Annotated in this window: 20 protein-coding genes and 1 pseudogene; 8 read left to right on the top strand and 13 right to left on the bottom strand. The window is 29.8% G+C overall.

Translation table 4 applies throughout. The features are described 5' to 3' along the window. Positions 1 to 21: 21 nt before the first annotated feature. On the bottom strand, positions 22 to 2,127 hold the full coding sequence (locus P344_RS00740) for a polyribonucleotide nucleotidyltransferase (protein WP_025316987.1): 2,106 nt from the start codon (positions 2,125 to 2,127) through the stop codon (positions 22 to 24). A gap of 162 nt (positions 2,128 to 2,289) precedes the next feature. On the opposite strand from P344_RS00740, the gene P344_RS00735 reads away from it, so the two are divergent. Then, complete coding sequence (locus P344_RS00735) at positions 2,290 to 2,616, top strand: rhodanese-like domain-containing protein (protein ID WP_025316986.1); 327 nt, start codon at positions 2,290 to 2,292, stop codon at positions 2,614 to 2,616. Between the two features lie 401 nt (positions 2,617 to 3,017). On the opposite strand, the gene dnaJ is transcribed toward P344_RS00735, so the two are convergent. The 5 genes from dnaJ to P344_RS00710 form a co-directional block, all read right to left on the bottom strand. Next, entirely contained in the window at positions 3,018 to 4,166 is a 1,149-nt protein-coding gene (gene dnaJ / locus P344_RS00730; RefSeq protein ID WP_025316985.1) for a molecular chaperone DnaJ, read from the bottom strand. Between the two features lie 78 nt (positions 4,167 to 4,244). Beyond that, positions 4,245 to 6,047, bottom strand: a complete 1,803-nt coding sequence (gene dnaK, locus P344_RS00725) for a molecular chaperone DnaK (RefSeq protein WP_025316984.1) — start codon at positions 6,045 to 6,047, stop codon at positions 4,245 to 4,247. Positions 6,048 to 6,112: 65 nt separating this feature from the next. Beyond that, complete coding sequence (gene grpE, locus P344_RS00720; protein ID WP_025316983.1) at positions 6,113 to 6,778, bottom strand: nucleotide exchange factor GrpE; 666 nt, start codon at positions 6,776 to 6,778, stop codon at positions 6,113 to 6,115. A gap of 21 nt (positions 6,779 to 6,799) precedes the next feature. Then, entirely contained in the window at positions 6,800 to 7,819 is a 1,020-nt protein-coding gene (hrcA, locus tag P344_RS00715; protein WP_025316982.1) for a heat-inducible transcriptional repressor HrcA, read from the bottom strand. Between the two features lie 99 nt (positions 7,820 to 7,918). Then, the gene (locus P344_RS00710; protein ID WP_025316981.1) at positions 7,919 to 10,060 is read right to left on the bottom strand and encodes an ATP-dependent Clp protease ATP-binding subunit; all 2,142 of its coding nucleotides are present in this window, start codon (positions 10,058 to 10,060) and stop codon (positions 7,919 to 7,921) included. Between the two features lie 202 nt (positions 10,061 to 10,262). Between P344_RS00710 and P344_RS00705 the strand changes: the two genes are divergently transcribed. Next, positions 10,263 to 11,123 carry a Cof-type HAD-IIB family hydrolase gene (locus P344_RS00705; protein ID WP_025316980.1) on the top strand — a complete coding sequence of 287 codons (861 nt, stop codon included), beginning with the start codon at positions 10,263 to 10,265 and terminating at the stop codon, positions 11,121 to 11,123. A gap of 34 nt (positions 11,124 to 11,157) precedes the next feature. Here P344_RS00705 and P344_RS00700 read toward each other — a convergent pair whose 3' ends face one another. From P344_RS00700 to P344_RS00685, 5 genes are all read right to left on the bottom strand, one after another. Further along, the gene (locus tag P344_RS00700; RefSeq protein WP_025316979.1) at positions 11,158 to 12,288 is read right to left on the bottom strand and encodes a hypothetical protein; all 1,131 of its coding nucleotides are present in this window, start codon (positions 12,286 to 12,288) and stop codon (positions 11,158 to 11,160) included. A 206-nt stretch (positions 12,289 to 12,494) separates the two neighbouring features. Further along, positions 12,495 to 12,872 (bottom strand): hypothetical protein, encoded by a 378-nt coding sequence (locus P344_RS00695; RefSeq protein ID WP_025316978.1) that lies wholly within the window; start codon positions 12,870 to 12,872, stop codon positions 12,495 to 12,497. Positions 12,873 to 13,057: 185 nt separating this feature from the next. Beyond that, positions 13,058 to 13,219: a hypothetical protein gene (locus P344_RS06490; protein ID WP_156028496.1), complete on the bottom strand. Its 162-nt coding sequence runs from the start codon at positions 13,217 to 13,219 to the stop codon at positions 13,058 to 13,060. A 421-nt stretch (positions 13,220 to 13,640) separates the two neighbouring features. Then, entirely contained in the window at positions 13,641 to 13,802 is a 162-nt protein-coding gene (locus P344_RS07275) for a hypothetical protein (protein ID WP_236681400.1), read from the bottom strand. A 129-nt stretch (positions 13,803 to 13,931) separates the two neighbouring features. After that, positions 13,932 to 14,924, bottom strand: coding sequence for a fructose-bisphosphatase class II (locus P344_RS00685; RefSeq protein ID WP_025316977.1), 993 nt, complete (start codon positions 14,922 to 14,924; stop codon positions 13,932 to 13,934). Positions 14,925 to 15,290: 366 nt separating this feature from the next. Between P344_RS00685 and P344_RS07270 the strand changes: the two genes are divergently transcribed. From P344_RS07270 to P344_RS00675, 5 genes are all read left to right on the top strand, one after another. Then, positions 15,291 to 15,443 carry a hypothetical protein gene (locus P344_RS07270; protein ID WP_236681399.1) on the top strand — a complete coding sequence of 51 codons (153 nt, stop codon included), beginning with the start codon at positions 15,291 to 15,293 and terminating at the stop codon, positions 15,441 to 15,443. Beyond that, a complete protein-coding gene (locus tag P344_RS07265; RefSeq protein ID WP_330216933.1) occupies positions 15,439 to 15,867 on the top strand; it encodes a YitT family protein in 429 nt (142 codons plus the stop codon). The genes P344_RS07270 and P344_RS07265 overlap by 5 nt, the downstream gene beginning before the upstream one ends. A gap of 186 nt (positions 15,868 to 16,053) precedes the next feature. Further along, on the top strand, positions 16,054 to 16,293 hold the full coding sequence (locus P344_RS07260; protein WP_025316976.1) for a hypothetical protein: 240 nt from the start codon (positions 16,054 to 16,056) through the stop codon (positions 16,291 to 16,293). A 51-nt stretch (positions 16,294 to 16,344) separates the two neighbouring features. Then, positions 16,345 to 16,473 carry a hypothetical protein gene (locus P344_RS07765; protein WP_269078604.1) on the top strand — a complete coding sequence of 43 codons (129 nt, stop codon included), beginning with the start codon at positions 16,345 to 16,347 and terminating at the stop codon, positions 16,471 to 16,473. 62 nt (positions 16,474 to 16,535) lie between these two features. Continuing rightward, positions 16,536 to 17,075, top strand: a complete 540-nt coding sequence (locus tag P344_RS00675) for a cob(I)yrinic acid a,c-diamide adenosyltransferase (RefSeq protein ID WP_025316975.1) — start codon at positions 16,536 to 16,538, stop codon at positions 17,073 to 17,075. On the opposite strand, the gene pepF is transcribed toward P344_RS00675, so the two are convergent. Beyond that, entirely contained in the window at positions 17,072 to 18,880 is a 1,809-nt protein-coding gene (gene pepF, locus P344_RS00670; RefSeq protein ID WP_025316974.1) for an oligoendopeptidase F, read from the bottom strand. The genes P344_RS00675 and pepF overlap by 4 nt on opposite strands. A 143-nt stretch (positions 18,881 to 19,023) precedes the next feature. Here pepF and P344_RS08030 point away from each other — a divergent pair. After that, a pseudogene (locus P344_RS08030) lies at positions 19,024 to 20,378 on the top strand (M17 family metallopeptidase). Positions 20,379 to 20,873: 495 nt separating this feature from the next. Here P344_RS08030 and P344_RS08025 read toward each other — a convergent pair. Continuing rightward, positions 20,874 to 21,110 carry an SDR family NAD(P)-dependent oxidoreductase gene (locus P344_RS08025; RefSeq protein WP_081717373.1) on the bottom strand — a complete coding sequence of 79 codons (237 nt, stop codon included), beginning with the start codon at positions 21,108 to 21,110 and terminating at the stop codon, positions 20,874 to 20,876. Between the last annotated feature and the right edge of the window lie 407 nt (positions 21,111 to 21,517).

Raw genomic sequence — 21,517 nt, 5'->3', positions numbered from 1 at the left:
CAAAGAAAAATGATTATTCTCTTATTTGCTAATAATCTTTACTAATCCTAGTTTAATTTTTCCTTTGGCATCAATTTCTAATACTTTCACCCGTACTAAATCATTTAAATTAACAATCTTTTCTGTTTTGCCAACATGTTTATCAGAAAGTTTTGAAATATGGATTAAACCATCAACGCCTTCTTTCAAGTTAACAAAAGCACCAAATTTTTCAATTTTAACAACTTTACCTTCGTATTCTTCACCAACAGCTGCTGGCCACACAATGTCTTTAATAAATTGGTATGCTTTTTCAATTGATTCATAATTTTTATGATAAATCGTAACTTGCCCATCATCTTCAATATCAATTTTAACATCATCAGATTTTTCAATTAAGGCACTAATAACTTTACCCCCCGTTCCAATAACTTCTCTAATTTTGTCAATGGGAATCATAAAGGTTTTCATTTTCGGAGCTGTTGGTGCTAAATGATTACGTGGAGTGGCAATTGTTGCTAACATATTGGCTAACAATACTTTCCGAGCTTTTTTAGCCGCCAGTAATGCTTCTTGTAAAATTTCTGAACTAATCCCCGTAATTTTAATATCCATTTGTAAAGCACAAATTCCTTTTTCACTACCAGCAACTTTAAAATCCATGTCACCTAAGTGATCTTCCATCCCTTGAATATCAGTTAAAATAGTATAGTGATCATTTTCCATTACTAAGCCCATAGCGATTCCAGCAATTGGAGCGCTAATTGGTACACCAGCCGCCATCAACGCTAACGTCGATGCACAAATTGATGCTTGCGAAGTACTTCCATTTGATTCCAGAACTTCGGAAACTAACCGAATTGTATAAGGAAAGACTTTTTCACTAGGAATAATTTGCGCTAAGGCTTTTTCCCCCAGGGCTCCGTGGCCAATTTCTCGGCGAGAGGGTGATCCCATTCTCCTTGTTTCACCAATTGAAAATGGCGGAAAGTTATAATGGTGCATAAAACGTTTTCCTTCTTCATCTGTAATACCATCAATAATTTGGTTTTCTCCTAATGCTCCTAATGTCACAATTGTCATTACCTGTGTTTCACCACGTGTAAATAAAGCACTTCCATGAACAACGGGTAATAAATCAATTTCACTTGTTAAACTGCGAATTTCATCAACTTTTCGACCATCCAAGCGTTTTTTATCCATTGTGATCTGACGACGAACTTCATCACGAACAACATTATGTAAGCAAGTGTTTAATTCTAACATTACCCGTTTTTTTTCTTTTTCATTTTTATATTGTTTTTCTTCATATACCATTAATGCAGCATTATTAATATTTTCAATTTGATGATAACGTTCTTGCTTACTTGCAATATTTGCAGAGGTAATTAAAGCCTGTTGATAATTAGCCTTTACAAAATCTTGAATTTCTTGACGGACACTAAATAATTCAATTTGCATTTTTTGTTTACCTACTGCTTGAACAATTTGGTCTTGAAATGATATTAATTCTTTCACAACATCGTGACCTTTTAAAATGGCTGCTAACACTAAATCTTCACTAATCTCTTGGCAACCTGCTTCAACCATATTAATTGCATCCCTAGTTCCCGCTACAATTAGTTCCATTTTGCCATTGTTTAATTCATCTAAAGTAGGATTAATTATTATTTTACCATTATTATCAATTGTTACTAAGGCGCCCGCAATTGGACCATTAAATGGAATTGGAGAAATTGAAATTGCTAACGAAGCAGCAAATAACGCCGCAATTCGCACATCATTATCATTATTAACGGCCAAAACATTAATAACAACTTGGACTTCGTTACGAAAATTTTCAGAAAATAACGGACGTAACGCACGGTCTATAACTCGCGCTGATAAAGTTGCATATTCACTTGGTTTTCCTTCCCGTTTTAAAAAACCGCCAGGAATTTTTCCCACCGAATATAATTTCTCTTGAAAAACAACTGTTAACGGAAAAAAATCGCTTTCACTAGCCTGATCACTTACAGTAACCGCTACTAAGACAACTGTATCACCATATCTTACTAAAACACTACCTGCTGCTTGTTTTGCTAATTGTCCATATTCAACAATTAATTTCCGACCGTTTAAAATTGTTTCATAAACTTTTTTATCCATACAAAAATATTATTCCCTCTCTGTTACTGCACACAATTCAATCTTAAATATTTAAAAATATTAAAACCATATTTATTTTAACATACAATTATTTTATTATTTGGTTATTTCATCAAATATTATATTAAAATATAAGAGAGATAGATTGAGGTGGTAAACAAAATGAACAATCAAAATAGTATTTATATGGATAATCAAACTTTTGAAGAGTTAAAAGATAAGGCGCTGTTATTAGATGTGCGAACGGAAGTTGAATTTAAATCATTGCAAGGAATTTCAGGAGCACAAAATATTTATATTTATGACTTATTGCAAGATCCAAGCTTATATTTAAAGGACAAAGAACAATTAATTATAACCCTTTGCAATGGTGGAAACCGCAGCAGCGATGCCGCAGCGCAATTACGAAAACTTGGTTATAAAAATGTGTTTGTTTTAACCCATGGTATTTATGGATATTATCGATGAAAAAATAAACAAGACAAATAATAAAATCCCAATAAAAAGTGCAAAAATTCTTGCATTTTTTTTAGAATAAGAGCAGTAATTTTTGAAAAATTTCAAGAATACAATTAATCAAAGAATAAACACAATAGATTTACAAAATAACCAGCAAAAAGCATACCAACTTTTGGTAATCATTTGTTGAGTTACTAGTATTCTAACATTTTTAACAAGGTTATTTATTTGAGTTCCAATCACAGTTTTAATGAAAAGAAAACTTGAGCAAAATGAAAAGACTAGTAGCGAAGGAATTAAGGTCTTAGCATTTACTTTACAATTTTGCGACTACTATTTATTTTTATGACAATGAGAATTTTACCTGCTATTTAACTAATGAATAACCATAAATAAAAATAAATAAAAAATGGTTGTAAAACCATTTTTTATTATAAATCTTTCATAAAATCCATATCCATTTTATAAGTACTAATTTCTTTTAATTCATTTAGTTTTTGGCGTTCTTCAGCTGATAATTTAGTTGGCACCGAAACAATAACATTAACAATTAAGTCTCCTCTTTTATTTGAACTTGGTGATTTAAAGAAACCGTAGTTAGGAATGTTAAAGATACTATTTGTTTTTGTATTACTTGGTAGTTTTAAACGCACTTCCCCATCAAAAGTAGGAACAATAATTTCACCACCTAATAAGGCATCTAAATAATTAACTGGTAAATCTAAAAATAAATCATATTCATTAACTCGTTTAAAGTATTTGTTTGGTTTAACTGAGATATCTAAGTAAATATCTCCGCGCGGTCCACCATTATAACCATAGTTTCCTTTTTCCCAAACTCGTAATTGTTGACCTGGCATAATTGATTTTGGAATTTCCAAGTCAATTTTTTCTTTGGCTTGGTATCTCCCTTTCCCCCGACATTTTGGACATTTATTAGTAATTACTTTTCCTGTTCCTTTACAATCCGGACAGGTTTGTTGAGTTTGAATAATTCCAAATAAACTTCGTTGTTCAACATTAACATAACCATAACCATCACAAGTCGTACATGTGTGAATATCTGTTTTAGGGTTTTTAGCCCCCGCTCCGTTACATACTTCACAAGTTTTATCTAATGTTAGATTTAAATTAACGGTTGTCCCAAACATCATTTCTTTTAAGGAAATTGTTACATGAGCGCCAATGTCTTGGCCCTTCATGGGACGCGTATCTTGTTTTTGTTGTTTACGATGAGAACTACCACCGCCAAAGAAATTTTCAAAAATATCGCCAAAACCACCAAAACTACTAAATCCCCCCGAAAAAATATCTTCAAAACCACTCGCATTAAATCCTTGACCAAAACCTTGTTGTTGGGCCCCAGCATGACCAAACTGATCATACATTTTCCGCTTGTTGGGGTCTGATAAAACTTCGTAAGCTTCATTAACTTCTTTAAATTTCGCTTCCGCATCTTTTTCTTTTGAAACATCAGGGTGATATTTTTTAGCTAATGTTCGAAAAGCTTTTTTAATCTCATCATCACTAGCATTATTGCTAACTCCTAACACCTCATAATAGTCTCTTTTATTATTCATTGTTATTGTAACCTCCTATAATTATTAACTGCAAAATGAATTAAAAGATAACTAATAGCTAGTTATCTTAATTAGTAATTAGTCTTTGTTATCTTCATCTTTGTTATCATCGTTATCTGGTTTATCTTCAATTTCATCATTACCATTTTGACCTTGTTGCTCTTGCATAAATTGAGCGGCTTGGGTCATTGCTTGTTCTAATTCATTCATTTTATTTTGTAATGTAGCATAATCTTCTTTTTCAACTAATTCTTTGATTTCATTTACCATTGTTTCCATTTGTGTTTTTTGTTCATCGCTCATTTTATCTTTAATTTCATTTAAAGTATTTTGAATTGTTGTAATATATGCTTCAGCTTTATTACGTAATTCAATATTTTTTAATCTTTCTTCATCACGAGCTTTGTTTTCTTCAGCTTCGGTAATCATTTTTTGGATTTCTTCTTCACTTAATCCTTCATTATTAGTAATGGTAATTGTTTGTTCTTTATTAGTTTTTAAGTCTTTCGCTGAAACAGACACAATTCCGTTCGCATCAATTGAGAACTTAACTTCAATTTGAGGAATTCCTTTTGGTGCTGGTTCAATTCCTGATAATTGGAAACGACCTAAAGTTTTATTGTCAGCGGCCATTGAACGTTCACCTTGTAAAACATGGATGTCCACAGCTGGTTGATTGTCAGCTGCTGTTGAGAAAATTTGTGATTTACTTGTTGGAATTGTTGTATTTCTTGGGATTAACACGGTGCTTACTCCCCCTAAAGTTTCAATTCCTAATGATAATGGAGTAACGTCTAATAATAGAACATCTTTAATATCTCCGGCTAACACTCCTCCTTGAATTGCGGCCCCAATGGCAACCACTTCATCTGGGTTAATAGTACGGTTCGGTTCTTTTCCTAATTCTTTTTTAATTGCTTCTTGCACCGCAGGAATACGAGTACTTCCTCCAACTAATAATACTTGGTCAAGATCACTTGGTTTCATTTTGGCATCAGCTAATGCTTTTTTAACTGGTTCAATTGTTCTGGCAACTAAGTGTTTTGTCATATCATCAAATTTAGCTCTTGTTAATGATAAGTTTAAGTGTAATGGGTTACCATCACGAGCAGTAATAAATGGAGCTGCGATTTCAACTTGTAATTGTGAAGATAGATTTTTTTTGGCTTTTTCTGCTTCTTCTTTTAATCTTTGCATTGCCATTTTATCTGTTTTTAAATCAATTCCATTGTCTTTTTTAAATTCCTCAACCATTCATTTAATAATAACTTCGTCAAAGTCATCTCCTCCTAAATGGTTATCTCCGTTGGTTGATAAAACTTCAAATGTTCCATCAGCTAAATCTAAGATTGAAACGTCAAATGTTCCTCCTCCTAGGTCATAAACTAATACTTTTTGTTCTTTATCAGTTTTATCAATTCCATAAGCTAACGCGGCAGCGGTTGGTTCGTTAATAATTCTTTCAACTTCTAAACCTGCAATTTTACCAGCATTTTTAGTTGCTTGACGTTGAGCGTCATTAAAGTAAGCAGGCACTGTAATAACTGCTTTTGTAATTTTTTCACCTATTTTTTTTTCAGCATAAGTTTTTAAATATCTTAAAATTTCTGCTGAAATTGTTTCGGGTGTTCATTCTTTCCCGTTAATTTCAATTTTTTCGCTAGTTCCCATTTTTCTTTTAATTGAACTAACTGTATTAGGATTAGTTACTGCTTGTCTTTTCGCCGAATCCCCAACAATAATTTCATTATTTTTAAATGAAACTACTGAAGGTGTTGTTCTTTGTCCTTCTGGGTTTTCTAAAACTTTAACATCTTTTCCATCCATCACAGCGACACAAGAGTTTGTAGTTCCTAAATCAATTCCGATAATTTTTGCCATAATATTAATCTCCTTTGTTATGTTTCTATCTTATGTATACCTATTTTTTTATTTCTTTTTTTATATTATTTTTCTACGTTAACAGCGGCATGTCGTAAAACCCGATCATGAATTAGATACCCTTTTTGTAGGACTTTTGCAATTTGACCTGACTTAACTTTGCCAGTTTCAACAATTTCAATTGCATGGTGGATTTTTGAATCAAATTCATCGCCAACGTTAACTTCAATTTCTGTAATACCTTCTTCACCAAAACTTAGTTTTATTAATTTATAAATCATTTCAAATCCCATTAAGAAATTTTTAACTTCGGGAGTTACATTTTCAACTTGTAGTGCTCGTTCAAAGTTATCAAGGGCTGGTAATAATTTTTCAACAATCCCGGCTGCTCGATACTTACGAACATTTGCTTGTTCTTCTTGAACTCTGCGTTTTAAGTTTTCACTATCCGCTAATACTACTAATTTTTCTTCGCGAAGTCGGACGTTATCTCTTAATAATAAATCAATTTCTCGTTCTAATTCTTCAATCACAACCATCGGGCTAACTTTTTCTTCTTTAACTGGTGACTGTTGATCCGGTGATGTTTCTTTTTCGGATCTAAAATCTTGTGATTCTTGTTTTAGTTGTTTTTGAAAAGTTTCGTTAACCTTTGCTAATTCTTCTTTTAAATGGGCAATCTTTTCTTTTAATTGATTTGGTGATGAGTTTTCTCTCTTTTCATTTGACATTTCACTTCTCACCTTTCTTTTCTATTTGTTATAAACCTCTTTTATTTTATCTGATAATCATTCTAAAATTTCATAAACCTTATCGTATTCTAATCTTTTGGGCCCAACTAAAGCAATCCCCCCTTCTTGGATATTATCAACACTATAAGTAGTTGATAATAAAGCGACATCATCATTGTTAAATCCTGTTTCTTTCCCAATTTGTACACTTACTTTGTTTTCTTTTTCCTTTGATTGTTGTTTTTGAAAATAATCAAAAGGGGAAATATTCTCAATGAATTTAACAATTTGTTTAATCCGTTCGGGATTATTGTATTCGGGGTTTTGCAACATATATTGCATGCCGTGGGTCGTATAGGCTGGTTTAACAATACTTGTTAACGCATTTGCAAATTGTTTTAAAATCATTTCATAATGCTTAACTTGTTGTTCTAAGATTGGACGAATAAGATCGAATTTCTTTTCAATTTCATTAATCTTGGTATTTTCCAAGCGATCATTAAATAATTCAATCGATATTTTAAGATCACTAATTGAAAAATCTTCGTTGGTAACAAATATTTTGTTTTCAACATGACCGTTGGATAATACAAAGACCACAACAGCGCGATCATTACTAATTGGTAATAATTCAATTTTTTTCAGTGATTCTTGTTCAATGTTAGGGCCAACCACAACTGTTGTTAAGTTTGTCATTTCACTTAGAATCTTACCAGTTTGATCTAATATATCATTAATTGACATATTACGATTAGCAAATAATCCTTCAATCCGATTTTTAATATCATCAATATTTTTGCTATCCATTAAGTTATCAACATAATAACGATAACCCATTGTTGAAGGAATCCTTCCTGAGGAAGTGTGCTCTTTTTCTAAATAGCCCTGTTTTTCTAAAATAACACATTCATTTCTAATTGTTGCTGATGAAGCATCAATTAATGGTGATTCCATAATAAATTTACTTCCTACAGGCTGTGCTGTTTTAGTGTATTCTTCAACAATACATTTTAAAATATTTTCTTGTCTTGTTGTTAACATGCTAATACCTCCTATAGTTCAATAAAATTAACTTTGGCAATTAGCACAGTTTAGTGCTAACAATTAATATTATAAATTATCATTCTAATATTACAAGTGCTAATTTAATTTTGAACTATTTTTAATGACAATTTCTTTCTTTTCAACAGCCATTGTGTAAGATTTTCCTTCTTGAATTTCTTCACTAATAATTGCTTTGGCAATTACTGTCTCAATGTTTTTTTGAATATACCGTTTAATTGGACGGGCTCCAAATTCCCGATCATAACCTTCATCAATAATTTTTTGATAGATATCATCAGAAAAACTAATTCGAATATTTTTGGTATTTTCAATTCGGGTCGTTAATTCAGTTAATTCTTTATTAACAATTTCTTTAATAACTTCTTTTGATAAGGCATTAAAGATGATAACATTATCAATCCGGTTTAATAATTCTGGTTTAAATTTACGAACTAATTCTTTTTGAATTAATTCGCCAACACCCTCATTGTTTTCTGACAATAAGTATTCAGAACCAATATTTGAGGTCATAATAATAATTGTGTTTCGGAAGTTCACAGTTTTTCCAAGACTATCTGTAATTCGCCCTTCATCTAAAATTTGTAACAAAATATTAAAGACATCAGGATGAGCTTTTTCAATTTCATCAAATAAGACAATTGAATATGGACTACGACGAACAGCTTCCGTTAATTGGCCACCTTGTTCATAACCAACATAACCTGGAGGGGCTCCAATTAATTTACTTACTGAATGTTTTTCCATATATTCTGACATATCTAAGCGGACCATTTGTTTTTCTGAGTTAAATAAAACATAAGCTAAACTTCTGGCAACTTCGGTTTTTCCAACTCCAGTTGGTCCTAAAAATAAGAAACTACCAATTGGCTTATTAGGATCTTTAATTCCACTACGGCTTCTTAAAATTGCATCGCTAACCGCGTCAATTGCTTCATTTTGTCCTTTAACTTTTCTGCGTAAAATTTTATTTAAATTTAATAATTTTGTTTTTTCTGATTCAACTAGGCGGTCAACCGGAATTCCAGTTCATTTCGCAACAATTGAAGCAATTTCACGTTCAGTGACATCTTCTTTTAGAAGTTGTGATTCAGAAGCTTTTTTCTCTTGCTCTTCTAGTTGTTTTTCTAAAGCTGGTAATAATGAGTAGCGAATTTCCCCCGCACGGTTAAAATCACCGCGTAATTGGGCTTGTTCTAATTCTGTTTTTAACTGCTCAACTGTTGATTTTACTTGCTTTAATTGCTTAATACTTTCTTTTTCTTTTGTTCATTGTTTATGCAAAACTTCTTGTTTTGATTGCAAAATTTTTAATTCATTATTAACATCTACTAATCTTTCATTTGAAGCTTTATCTGTTTCTTTTTTTAAAGCTGCATTTTCAATTTGTAATTGTAAAATTTTCCGGTTTAAATTATCTAGTTCCGTAGGAACTGAAGCGATTTCCGTTTTAATAGTTGCTGATGCTTCATCAATTAAGTCAATTGCTTTGTCTGGTAAAAAACGATCAGTAATATAACGTGATGATAAATTTACGGCGGCAACTAAGGCATTATCATGGATTTTAACCCCATGGTACGACTCAAAACGTTCTTTTAATCCACGTAAAATTGAAATACTTTCTTCAATTGTTGGTTCATTAACCATTACTTTTTGAAAACGACGTTCTAAGGCAGCATCTTTTTCAATGTACTGGCGGTGTTCATCTAAAGTTGTGGCCCCAATACAGTGAAGTTCTCCGCGGGCTAGTAAAGGTTTTAGTAAATTACTAGCATCCATACTTCCTTGCGTTTTTCCAGCCCCAACTATTAAATGCAGTTCATCAATAAATAAAATAATGTCACCATTTGATTCTTTTACTTTATTCATTACTGCTTTTAATCTTTCTTCAAATTCTCCTTGGTATTTAGCTCCCGCAATTAGGGCTCCCATGTCCAGTTCATAAATAATTTTATTTTTTAAGTTACTTGGAATATCACCTTTGACAATTCTCTGGGCTAGTCCTTCAACAATGGCAGTTTTCCCAACTCCTGGTTCACCAATTAACACAGGGTTATTTTTTGTTTTTCTTGATAAAATTCTAATTACCCGGTTAATTTCATCATCACGACCAATAATAGGATCCATTTTCCCTTCATGGGCTAATTTATTTAAATTTTTAGCATACTTGTCAAGGACTTTAGGATCTTTCCCCGGCTCATATTGTTGTGTAAATTCCATAATAAATACCTCCTTTATCAATAATAAAAATGACAATTGTCAATTAGCAATTAACTATGCTAAGTGATAATAACACTTATATCATACCAATACTCATTAGCATTGTCAATTATTAAGTGCTAAATTTTTATCTTTTTTTAGTAAAAATATTCCCTTATTATATAATAAATATTGTAGCAAGCAAATAAAAGAGGAGGTAACAATGAAATTACAACACTTAAATAAAAAACGCTTAATTTTAATTGATTTAGACGGAACAACCTTAATGGATGATGGCATATCAATTCATCCCAAAACAATTGAAGTATTAAAAAAGGCAACTAATGATGGACACCATATTTGTATTATTACTGGGCGCCCGCACCGGGCTAGTATCCGATTTTACCAAGAATTAGGGCTAACAACCTTATTGACTAATTTTGACGGAGGACATATACATGATCCGTTAAAACGGGATTTTAAACGAATTGTTTTTTCAATTTCATATGATGTAATTATGGATATTATTAATAATCCCCAAATTAAAAATTCATTAGATAACATTTTGATTGAACATTATGACAAAGCAATTTGTTGAAAAAAAGATAAAGCAGTCGAAAACTACTTCCATTTAGATGATGTGGCTGATAATGAATACTTCATCACGGACCCCTTTGATAATTGAAAAGGACCGGCTAGTAATATGGCCTTGTATCTAAAAAATGATAATGATAAATACCAAGTTTTAAGAATGTTTGATAATTATAAAAACTCAGTTCGGATTAATATTGGGAAAAAACTAAACAGCAATACTATTATGTTAAACATTAATAATAAATTAGTTTCCAAGGGTTTTACGGCTAGAATTTTAGCCCAATATTATAATGTTGACATCCGCGATGTCATTGCTTTTGGGGATGAAATGAATGACCGTGAAATGCTACAAACAGTTGGTTATGGAATTGCAATGAAAAATGGTAATGATAACTTAAAAGCACTCGCCCGCGGAATTACTTATTTAACAAATAATGAGGGTGGGGTTGGTGATTATCTTGAAAAACTTTTAAATGGTGAAGAAGTATAAAAAAGTTTGAATCTAAGGTTCAAACTTTTTTATATTACAAAGCATATTCTTTTTTTAACGCATTGGTATAAAAATCATTTAATACTTGTCAATTTAATCCTTTTTGACTATCTGGTGTTAAAAGTCATTGGGCAAAAGCTTCGGCAAATAATTCACCATTCCCACCAATATCACTACCTTCACGACCATAACCAGATTGTACAAAGGACCAAGCTGCCAATTTTTGTTGCAATGGATAACCATTACCAATTCCCGCACGTTGTCCTAAATAATGAACTAAATAATCATTAGGACTTTTGTTATAAAATCTTACTCTTGTTGGATTATTATATTTAAGACTTTGGCAAGTAGAAATGCCATCAAGGTTTTTATTAAAATACTGGCGATCAGACGCATAAGTTCATAAATAATTTGATACTGCATGGCCCATTTCATGCACTAAAATATTAATATCTATTTTTGTTGGCCAATAGCCAATATCATATTGTTGTCTTACTAAATTAACATCAGCTGCTTGGGGTCCTAACACCATACATTGATAAACCCCATACGAATTCCAGCCCCCAAATCTTGTTACCGCAACAACTTGGTTATTAACCATTGAACCTTCTTCAAGATTATATAAAATTGATTTTAACATTTTGTTTCCATATAAGTTATTAAGTTTATTAAAAAAATCAAGGATATTATTGGCAAAAGAAACTTTATCACCAGTTGTTGAATTAACTAAACTGGTAAAATCTAAAACATAATTATTTTTCAATTTGCCTTCTAAATCAGCAATACTATTGAAAACAATTGGAGTTGATAAATCTTGGAAAGTATTAATTGCGGCTTGGCTAGCTTTATAGACCATATTACTTTCACAAGCTCTAATTAAATTAAAATCATCTGTTGTAAAATCATTATAATTTAACTTTTGTTTTTGTAAGATTTTAAAATTAGGGTTTTGTAACTGATAAATTAATTCCGCTTTTTGACCACGATCAGAACTAACTTTATCAGGAGAATGCTCTTCGTATAAAACACAAGGACTATACTTATTTCCAGTTTCTTCCACTTTAACTTTTAAAACATACCAAGCCACAACTCCCAATAATACTACGAGCACAATTCCAATTACTAAGGTAATTATCATTAATCAATTAAATGCTTTTTTGGCCATAACATTCCTCCACTTAATTATTTTTTTCTTTTAATTTACTTAATTATAACATTTGTCGAAGTTAAGGCAATATTGGCAATTCAACCAATTGCATAAACTAACATAATAACCACACTAATTGTTATTAACATTATTTTATTATTACTAATTTTTTTTCTGTGTATTTAAAATTAATAATCCTGTTAACAGCGCTTCAATACAAATTATTAAAAATATTCATAGCGAAGATTATTTGTGGCAATGGTTTTATACTCCCCTTCGTTAAAATAGGCAATATCTGAAAAGAAATCAAAGAAATAATGAAATAAATTTGTTCCAACTGTCGCACTAATGGACCTGGTTCCTTGCCCTAATTTTGCTAAAAAGAATAAGGATGTTAACTCTGGTAAACATGTAACATATCCTAATAATAAACCACCGGCCGAAGTTGAGGAAATAAAGGCGGAGATAATAATTAATCCCGTTCCCAAACCAAAAATAGTATAAATCCGTTTTAACTTTAGATAACTCATGGCTAATTTTTCAGTATCTAAATCAATTTCGGTTGTTTGTTCTTTACTAGCAATGTTTAGTGAATAAAACAAAAAAGATGATATAACCAATAAAAATTACTAAGTTAACTCACGACAAGCGGATACCTGGAATCGTAACACGCATAAAGGCAAATTCCTTAATCGGAATTAAGGTAATTACTAATAATAAAACAAATCCTAGTAATAATCACATCATAATGTTATTTATTTGGTTGTATTAGCAAATAATTTTTTTCTTAAAAAATAATATTTGCTAATACTAAACAAAAAGTAACTACTGAATTTGAACCAATTACATCGGATACCGACAGTTCTGGGTGACCAATAATTCCCGAAACTAAGGCGGCTGTTAATTCCCGACTTGCACTAATAAAAGATAAAATAATCCCCTCAGCCACGGCGGTTCCTAACTGTGTTTGTTGGGTAAGGGCCGATAAATATGTTGAGGATAATTTTGCTCCAAAAAAGGTCCCTGTTGCTATTAATAAAAAAATAAATTAAATAAAATACTTAATTGGATGCCAATTTTCTATTTGATTTAAAATCCTTGAACTATCATTTGCTAAAATACTATATGATTAAACATAATAATACCTCTAATAAATTTCTCTCTTAATTTTAATTAAAACTAATTCTCATCTCCTGAATTTTAGTTTCACTAATTATAAACCTTTATCTTAAAATAGCAATTCAATTTTAATTAAAAATGAATAAGATCATTCTTATTCATTTTCGTTATCTTCTGATAAATTTTTGATATCTTTTTTATCAATTTTTTTGTCAATTTCTCGTTTTTTCCTTACTTAGTTGTAATCAGATTTAATAATTTGGATTTGCAGGATTATTTGCTGCTTTTAGCAATTTTAATTTTTGTTCTAAGGTTAAATTTACTAAATCAAAAGTTTCACCATCAGCAATTTCAATTTTTTCAATATCCACTGCTGTTTTGGTTTTTTTAGCGGCGGCTAAAATTTCTCCCATTGTTTTTTTTGGCCATCTGACTCTCACCTCATTATTTAATTACATACTATAATTTTATCTAAGAATTAAAATTAAAACAATTTTAAAACAACAGTCAGAAAACAATATTTATAGAAGATTATTAAATAATTATTTGCAAAAACTATATTCAGTTAATAAGTATTTAATATCCTTAACAATTGGATATCTTGACACAATCTGATGATAAATATTATTATACCCAATAAATGAATTAACAATAAATTCATTATTTTCAACTATTAATGGTTTTAATAATGACCCCCCGGTTAAACTAGCTGCAAAGAACATTGTGTTATTATCTTTAACTAAATCATTTTCTCGTAAAATTAAGTCATAATTTAATTTTTTTAGTTGCATACCCTTCGCTTCAATTTTCATTCTTTCAGCAGTTTCCTTCTCAGATGGTCAAATTTGTTGATATGGTACTAACCGATTAAACATAATATGATTAGTAGCAATTGCCAAAGAAGCCATTAAGATTCCCTCGGGCGCACCACCAATCCCATATAATAAATCTGCGCGCCCTAAAACAACATCAATGGCTCCTAAGACGTCCCCTTCTTTAATACGAATAACTTCTATTTTATTTGCTTCCATATATTGAATAATTTCTTGATGGCGAGGCTTATCTAAAATAATAACTTTTAAAGTTTTCTTAATTTTTAATAAATTATCTAAATTTCACTTAATATCTTTTGTAAAATCAATATTCCCCTCATCTTTTTTGGCAATAAATAATTTTTCCATATACATTTCCGGAATTTGTAACATTGAATCGTTTTTAGCGATAGCAATACAAGAAATTGAGCCCTCTTCATTTTTACTAGCGGGAGAAGTTCCTTCAATGGGATCAACTGCAATATCAATTGTAATCGGATGGTTATTAGTAAAAGTTTGCCCTTGATAAAGCATTGGTGCTTCGTCTAACTCGCCTTCCCCAATAGCAATTTTAGCTTTGGCATTATGGTTAGTTAATAATAAATTAATAATATCGACGGCCTTCTTATCCAGATTATTTTTATCTTGCTTTCCAACTAATTCATAAGAAGCAATCACTGCTAATTCAACTGCTCTTAAAAAAAGTAAACTATTGGTTTTCATGTTTTTTCAATCCTTACTATCTTTTTTTATCTATACTCTTTTTAATTAAAACATTTTTTTAGATAAATATTAATAAATTATGAAAATTTTTAAGAACAAAAATAATAAAAAGGAATATAATAACCTTGTTATTGTATTAATAAAAGAGTGAGTGTGATTAAATTGAAAGAAACGAAAAAGCAAAAGTTAGTAGATGAAGAGCTCTACGAAAATATTAAGAAAAATATTCGGTAAACAGAACAAATGATGAAATAATATATTAATGAAACCAGCGAATATAAAAATCAACTAGAGCAAAAATTATTAAAATTAAGTAAGAACCATGATCAGTCAAAAAAATTAAACTAAAATTAAAATTAGAACAATTTGACTACAAAAAAACAAATTATTAATAAATTTGTTAATAAAATAGTTGCTTATGAAAAACAACTTGTTGAACTTGAAAATAAATTAGATGTTAAAGAAAAAATCAGTACTCTTTGGAGCGAATATAATGAAGAACAAATAAAAAAAGATTAATTATTACTCAAAGCAAAAAAACTATCTTAAAAAAACTCAAAATAAAGTTTATATCTATTTTGTTTTAGCTAGTTTAATTTGTACGATTGCTTTTGATTATTTCTTAACTCCTTCAAAAGTTCTTCCACCGGGGTTGGGAGCGGTCGGGAAAATCTTTGTCCAATATATTTTCCCTCCATTAAATGATTCAAATATTAATAATGCTAACTTAATGTATTATGTTTTTTACATTGTTAATAATATCCCTTTAATTATTTTTAGTTCAATAATTGTTGGTCGGAGATTTATCATAAATACATTAATTTTTATGGTTTGTCAAACGGCTTTCCATATTATTATTAACGGGAATTGGGGATTATCATGGAATCCCTGTTATCAATTCAACAGACTTCCATTTTTTACAAAATCTAAATGATATTGATAAGTCTAGTGTTCGTGATTTATAAATTTTCTTCTTTGGATTAATTGGAGCGATCTTAAATGGAATTGGTTATGATTTCTTATACATTGGTGATGCCTGTCCAGGAGGTACAGACTTTGTAAATAACTATATTTCAAGAACAAAGAAAAACCAGTTGGGAATGTTTCAATCCTAGTTAATACCTTGGTAATGTTAATAACATGGGCAATGAGTTATGCTTTTAAACCACCAACTCCTAACCCTGATTTTATTACCTTCTATTTCTCAGCTACATTCTTTGCGGCCTTTATGGTTATTATTGTCTGTGGTATTGTGTCAAATAAAATTTTCCCAAAATATTGCAACACAACTTTGATGGTAATTACAAGCAACCCCCAAGTGATTATTGACCGTTTACGAGAAAATGGTTATCGTAATAATACCATCTAAAAAGTTTCTAAAAATCTTAATAACGAATTTTCAGATAATAATTACATTGTAATGATTACTATTTCGTTAATTAGTTTTAAACGAGTGCGGGAAACTATCTTATTAGCTGATCCTGATGCTATTATCCGCGCCCAAACAACTTATAAAACTTATCAAATGCCCAAAAAAATAAAATATTAAATAATCCGAGGAGGATTATTTTTTTGTTCTATAATATAACTAAGAAAAGGTGGTTCAGTAAAATGCAGAAAAAAGGTTATACTCATATATATTACGGTGATGGTAAAGGAAAAACTTCAATTTTGAACGGAATGACAATTCGAGCGCTTGGTTATGGTTGAAATATTAAATATTTACGATTTTTAAAAAATCGTCAATCAGGAGAAATGTTGTTTTTTGAACAAATTAATCATCCCCGCTTAGAAATTTATGATTTTTATTCTTCTAGTCAAAAATTCTTTTGGGAAATGAATGACCAAGAAAAAGCAATCTTAAAAGAAGAGATGCGAGGTGGGTTTGCTATTTTACAAAAATTAGTTCAGAGTGATAATGTGGATTTAATTATTGTTGATGAATTATTAGGATGCATTGTTAATGGTTTAATAACTGAAGAAGAATTAATTGCTGTTATTAAAACAAAAAAGCCAAATATTGAATTGGCTTTTTCCGGACATCATATTACCCAAAACTTAATTGATAATGTTGATCTAGTAAGTAATGTTAAATTAATTAAACACTACTTTTATGAAAAGATCCCTGCGCGTAAAGGAATTGAATTTTAATTTCCTTTTTTATTTAATAGTGCTTCTAAGTTGTCAATTAAGGAAGTTAATTTATTAATTAAACCATCATAAACTTTTTCATTAGTGTAATCAATTCCAATATCTTTTAAAATTAATAATGGTTCTTTGCGTCCCCCCTGTTTTAAGAAGTTAATTAATGTCTCAGGGTTATTATTTAAAACATCATTATATAGTTTGAATGAGGCAACAATACATGTTGCATATTTATAAACATAATATGGTGAATTAAAGAAATGTAAAATTCTTGTTCACCCATACTGTTTTGAATTTTCTTCATATTTATCAAAGACTGAACTTCCAAAATCATTACTAATTTTTTCAAATAAATCTGCCAACTTATCAGCATCTAGGGGTTTATTATTTTCAACCATTTTATGAGCAGTTCATTCAAAATCAGCAAATTGAATTTGTCGGAAGAAAGTTCCAGTAATTTCTTCAATGCGATTTTGTAATAAATAAATTTTTTCATCATCACTTTGAGCATTTTTATATAAATAATCAAATAATAAGTGTTCATTAACAGTTGAAGCTACTTCCGCTAAAATAATTGGATAGTTTGATAATGGGCGGGGATTATTTGCATCTGCTAGTAAGGTGTGCACGGAGTGACCAGCTTCGTGGGCTAATGTATTAACCGATGAGATTGTATTATCTCAGTTCATCAAAATAATTGGTTCAACACCATTCCCTCCTGATGAATATGCGCCGGCTCTTTTATTAGTATCTTCAAAATAATCAATTCGATTATCACTTCACGCAATCTCTAGTTGGCTCAAATATTCTGGTCCTAACATTTTTAATGATTCACGAATAATGTTTTTTGCTTCTTCAACTGAATATTTTTTATTAACACTGGGCACATTTTTTACTAATTTTAAGCGGCTGTCTGATGCATAATATTTATTAAATTTAAAATATTTTTTCAAAATTTCATTATAGCGAACATTTAAATGACTTGTTTGACGACCATACTTAATTAAACTTTCATAAATGTCTTCGGTAACATCATCACCTGATAATGATGCTTGCAAAGTATTTTTATAGCCTCTTAACTTTACTGATTCGACACTTCTTTGTAAAATTGCTTCATAAACTCTCGCAAAGGAATGTTTTTTATCTGTTAAATGTTGCACAAATAATTTTGCTGTTTCTGCTCTTAATTTTTGATCATCCAGTGGGTCAGTCTCTTCAGTAATTTCACTATATAAGGCTTGAGTTAATTTTTGTTCTTTGCCTTGATAATTTACATAAGCTGGTTTTTTATCAGCATATGCTAATAAATCATAAATATCATAAGCTGCTCCACGACTTCGTGATACTAATGATAAAATTTCTTCGTCTCGTTCAGATAATATATGTTGCGCTTCGCGGAAGAATTTCCGATATCCATATTCGTATTTCTGTAACTCAGAATCTGATTTAATTCATCCCATAATAATTTGTTCACCAATTGCTTTTAATTCGGGAGAAATAAAAGCTAATTGACTTGAAAGTTCATTAATAGTATTGGCAAAGATTCCTGATAATTCTTGATAAACTAAATTAGTTGTATCAATATCACCCATATGTAAATACTGCCCTAATTTACTAACAATTAAATCAATTTCATCATCTAACTGTAAATATTTTTTAAAAATATCTTTATTATTTAATTTTCCTTTAAATGCTATAATTTCTTTTAACTTTTCAACAATAATATTTAAATCTTTTTTTCAATCATCAATTGTGGGGTATAAATTTGTAAAATCTCATTTATACTGGGCTGGTGCTTCATTTCTTTTCATTTCCCATCTTCTCCTTTATCTGCATAAATTATTATTCTAAGTCTTATTATATCTCAAATAATCTGATTATATAGTAAATAGCGCTTTATTTTAATGCTATAATTTTATATATTAGATTATTTAGAAAGAAGGATGAGTAAATAATGATTGTATTAAATGATAAAAAACAAGTTCTGACATTAAAAGCTATTTTTAAAAATGATCAAGTAAACAATTTAGTAATTAAAGAAAATGAAAGAACAACTTTAATTTCCGAAGATAAAACTATTTATGTTTATTTTGAAAAACCATTAACATTCAAATCAGTATATAAGTTTATTACTAATTTTACTAAAACTAATAAATACAATATTAATATTGATGTTGATAGTTTTAAAAAAAATGCTGAACCAAATAGTCACTTATTTAAAGCATTAGCAGAAGGATTATATTATAGTTTAAATAAAAACTATAGTTTAAAAACAACAAATAAAAAAGAAGAAAAAGATGTAATTTATAATTTGGTTCATGATTGCCCTAACGCAAATAACAAATTTATAGAAATTACAACAAAAATGGAATATGTTAATTTTGCAAGAATCTTACAAGATACTCCCCCAAATTTAATGTATCCTGAAATTTTTGCAAAAAAAAGTAGAAGAAGAAGCTAAAAAAAATCCCAAATTTAAAAATTACAATTTTAGATAAAAAAGAAATTGAAAAAGAAAAAATGGAATTATTATTGGCTGTTAACGCCGGAAGTTATTTAGAACCTCGGGTTGTAGTTCTTGAATATCATGGCAACCCAGATAGTAAAGAAAAAGTAGGTCTAGTAGGAAAAGGAATTACTTTTGACAGTGGAGGATATAACCTAAAACCATCAAATGCTCTAGTTGGAATGAAGTTTGATATGTCCGGGGCTGCTATTATGTGTGCGACAGTATTAGCCTTAGCAAAAGTAAAAGCAAAAGTTAATATTTCAGCCGTTGCTTGTTTAACAGAAAATCGCATTGGTGGGAAAGCTACTTTAACAGAATCAGTAATAACTTCAATGAACGGTAAAACAGTCCAAATTGATAACACAGATGCTGAGGGAAGATTAGTTTTAGCCGATGGAATTACTTATTCAATTCGTAAATTAAATGTTAATAAATTAATTGAAGCATCAACATTAACTGGCGCTATGTTAGTGGCTTTGGGAAGATTTATGACCGGAGTTTTTGCCAATAATGACGAATGATATGAAGAATTTAAAAAAGCTAGTGAAAATTCACACGAAGAAATTTGAAGAATGCCAATTCATGAAGACAATATTGCAGTAATGCGGCAAACTCCTATTGCTGACTTAACAAATGCTGAACCATCAAGAATGGGAGGAAGTTCAACAGCGGCTGCCTTTCTATGTGAATTTGTAGAAGATAAACCATATATTCATTTAGATATTGCAGGAACATCTGATACAGGGAACGGGCACGGAACGGGCGTAATGATTAAAACAATCTTCGAAATGTTTAAATAAATATAAAAACTAAGTTTTAAACTTAGTTTTTATTTGTTTTGATCTTTATTTATAATGGTTTACGAGCATGGTAAGTTCGTTCTTCCTAAAAAGTACTATTTTTGCGCATAATTCATAGCCCCACATCCACATGTTTAGCCACCTTTCTAGCTTTTCTAATTCCATACCGTACTACTTTTCTTTTGTTTTAAAGTTTTTGGTTTTTTGACCATTATCATAAATTCACATTTTATCATCTTTATCAGGCTTGATGTATTGTTTAATCATTGTTGTTTTTTCTTGCTTTTCAATAAATTTTACCTTTATTTATTATATTAAATAAATACCTAATTTACTAGTTATTAACGAAATATTTTATACATAATATTTGTACCTCATTTTTGTGGGGCAATTTTAATTAAAAATCGCAATATTTTATTTGCAAAACCAACAATGATGTAGTTTTTTCTTTTTTTAAACTTTGTTTTAAAGATTTGGGGGCAAATACAAATTACCTTATTTAATGACTTTTGTTTTTTTTAATTCGGTATTTACAGCAACTGAATAATTTAAGACATATGCTTTTGAAACAGCATATGAAGATAAAAACAAACTCGGTGTAAAACTTACTAATGATGCCACATTTAAAACTCGCCCAATAATATTTTCTTTTGTAAATTTTTCTAAAAATAACTTTGTTAAAAGGAGTACGGTCTTGATATTTAAATCAATTAAATTCAGATTGGTATCAATGTTAACTTTGTTATAATTCCTATAGTTAGCAAACTCTGCACATTATTAATTAATAAACTAATATTCGGTATCTATTAACAGAACGAAATAAGTCATAAACATTATCTTGAATTGATAAATCATAACTAAAATTTATGACTTGAGAAGGATATTTTTCCTTCAGTTTTTCTAAAATACTTTGCAACAAAATTATTAATTTATTTTTTATTTTACTTTTAAATTCATCATTTGTAATAGTGCCTTCTCTCTTATCAAAGTCAACTATATGAGGAAATTTTGACATTATTATTTTATTGAATTTTTTAAAATAAAATTCAGAGGGTATTAATTTCATATATTTAAATTTTAAATTAAATGTTACATTTAATTCACTAGGATTTAATAATGATTTTTTTTATATAAATACT

Source organism: Spiroplasma mirum ATCC 29335 (genome assembly GCF_000565195.1).
GTDB classification, from domain to species: Bacteria; Bacillota_I; Bacilli_A; order Mycoplasmatales; family Mycoplasmataceae; genus Spiroplasma; species Spiroplasma mirum.
The sequence above is the reverse complement of the archived record's forward strand: the minus strand, read 5'-3'. Positions and strand labels throughout refer to the sequence as shown.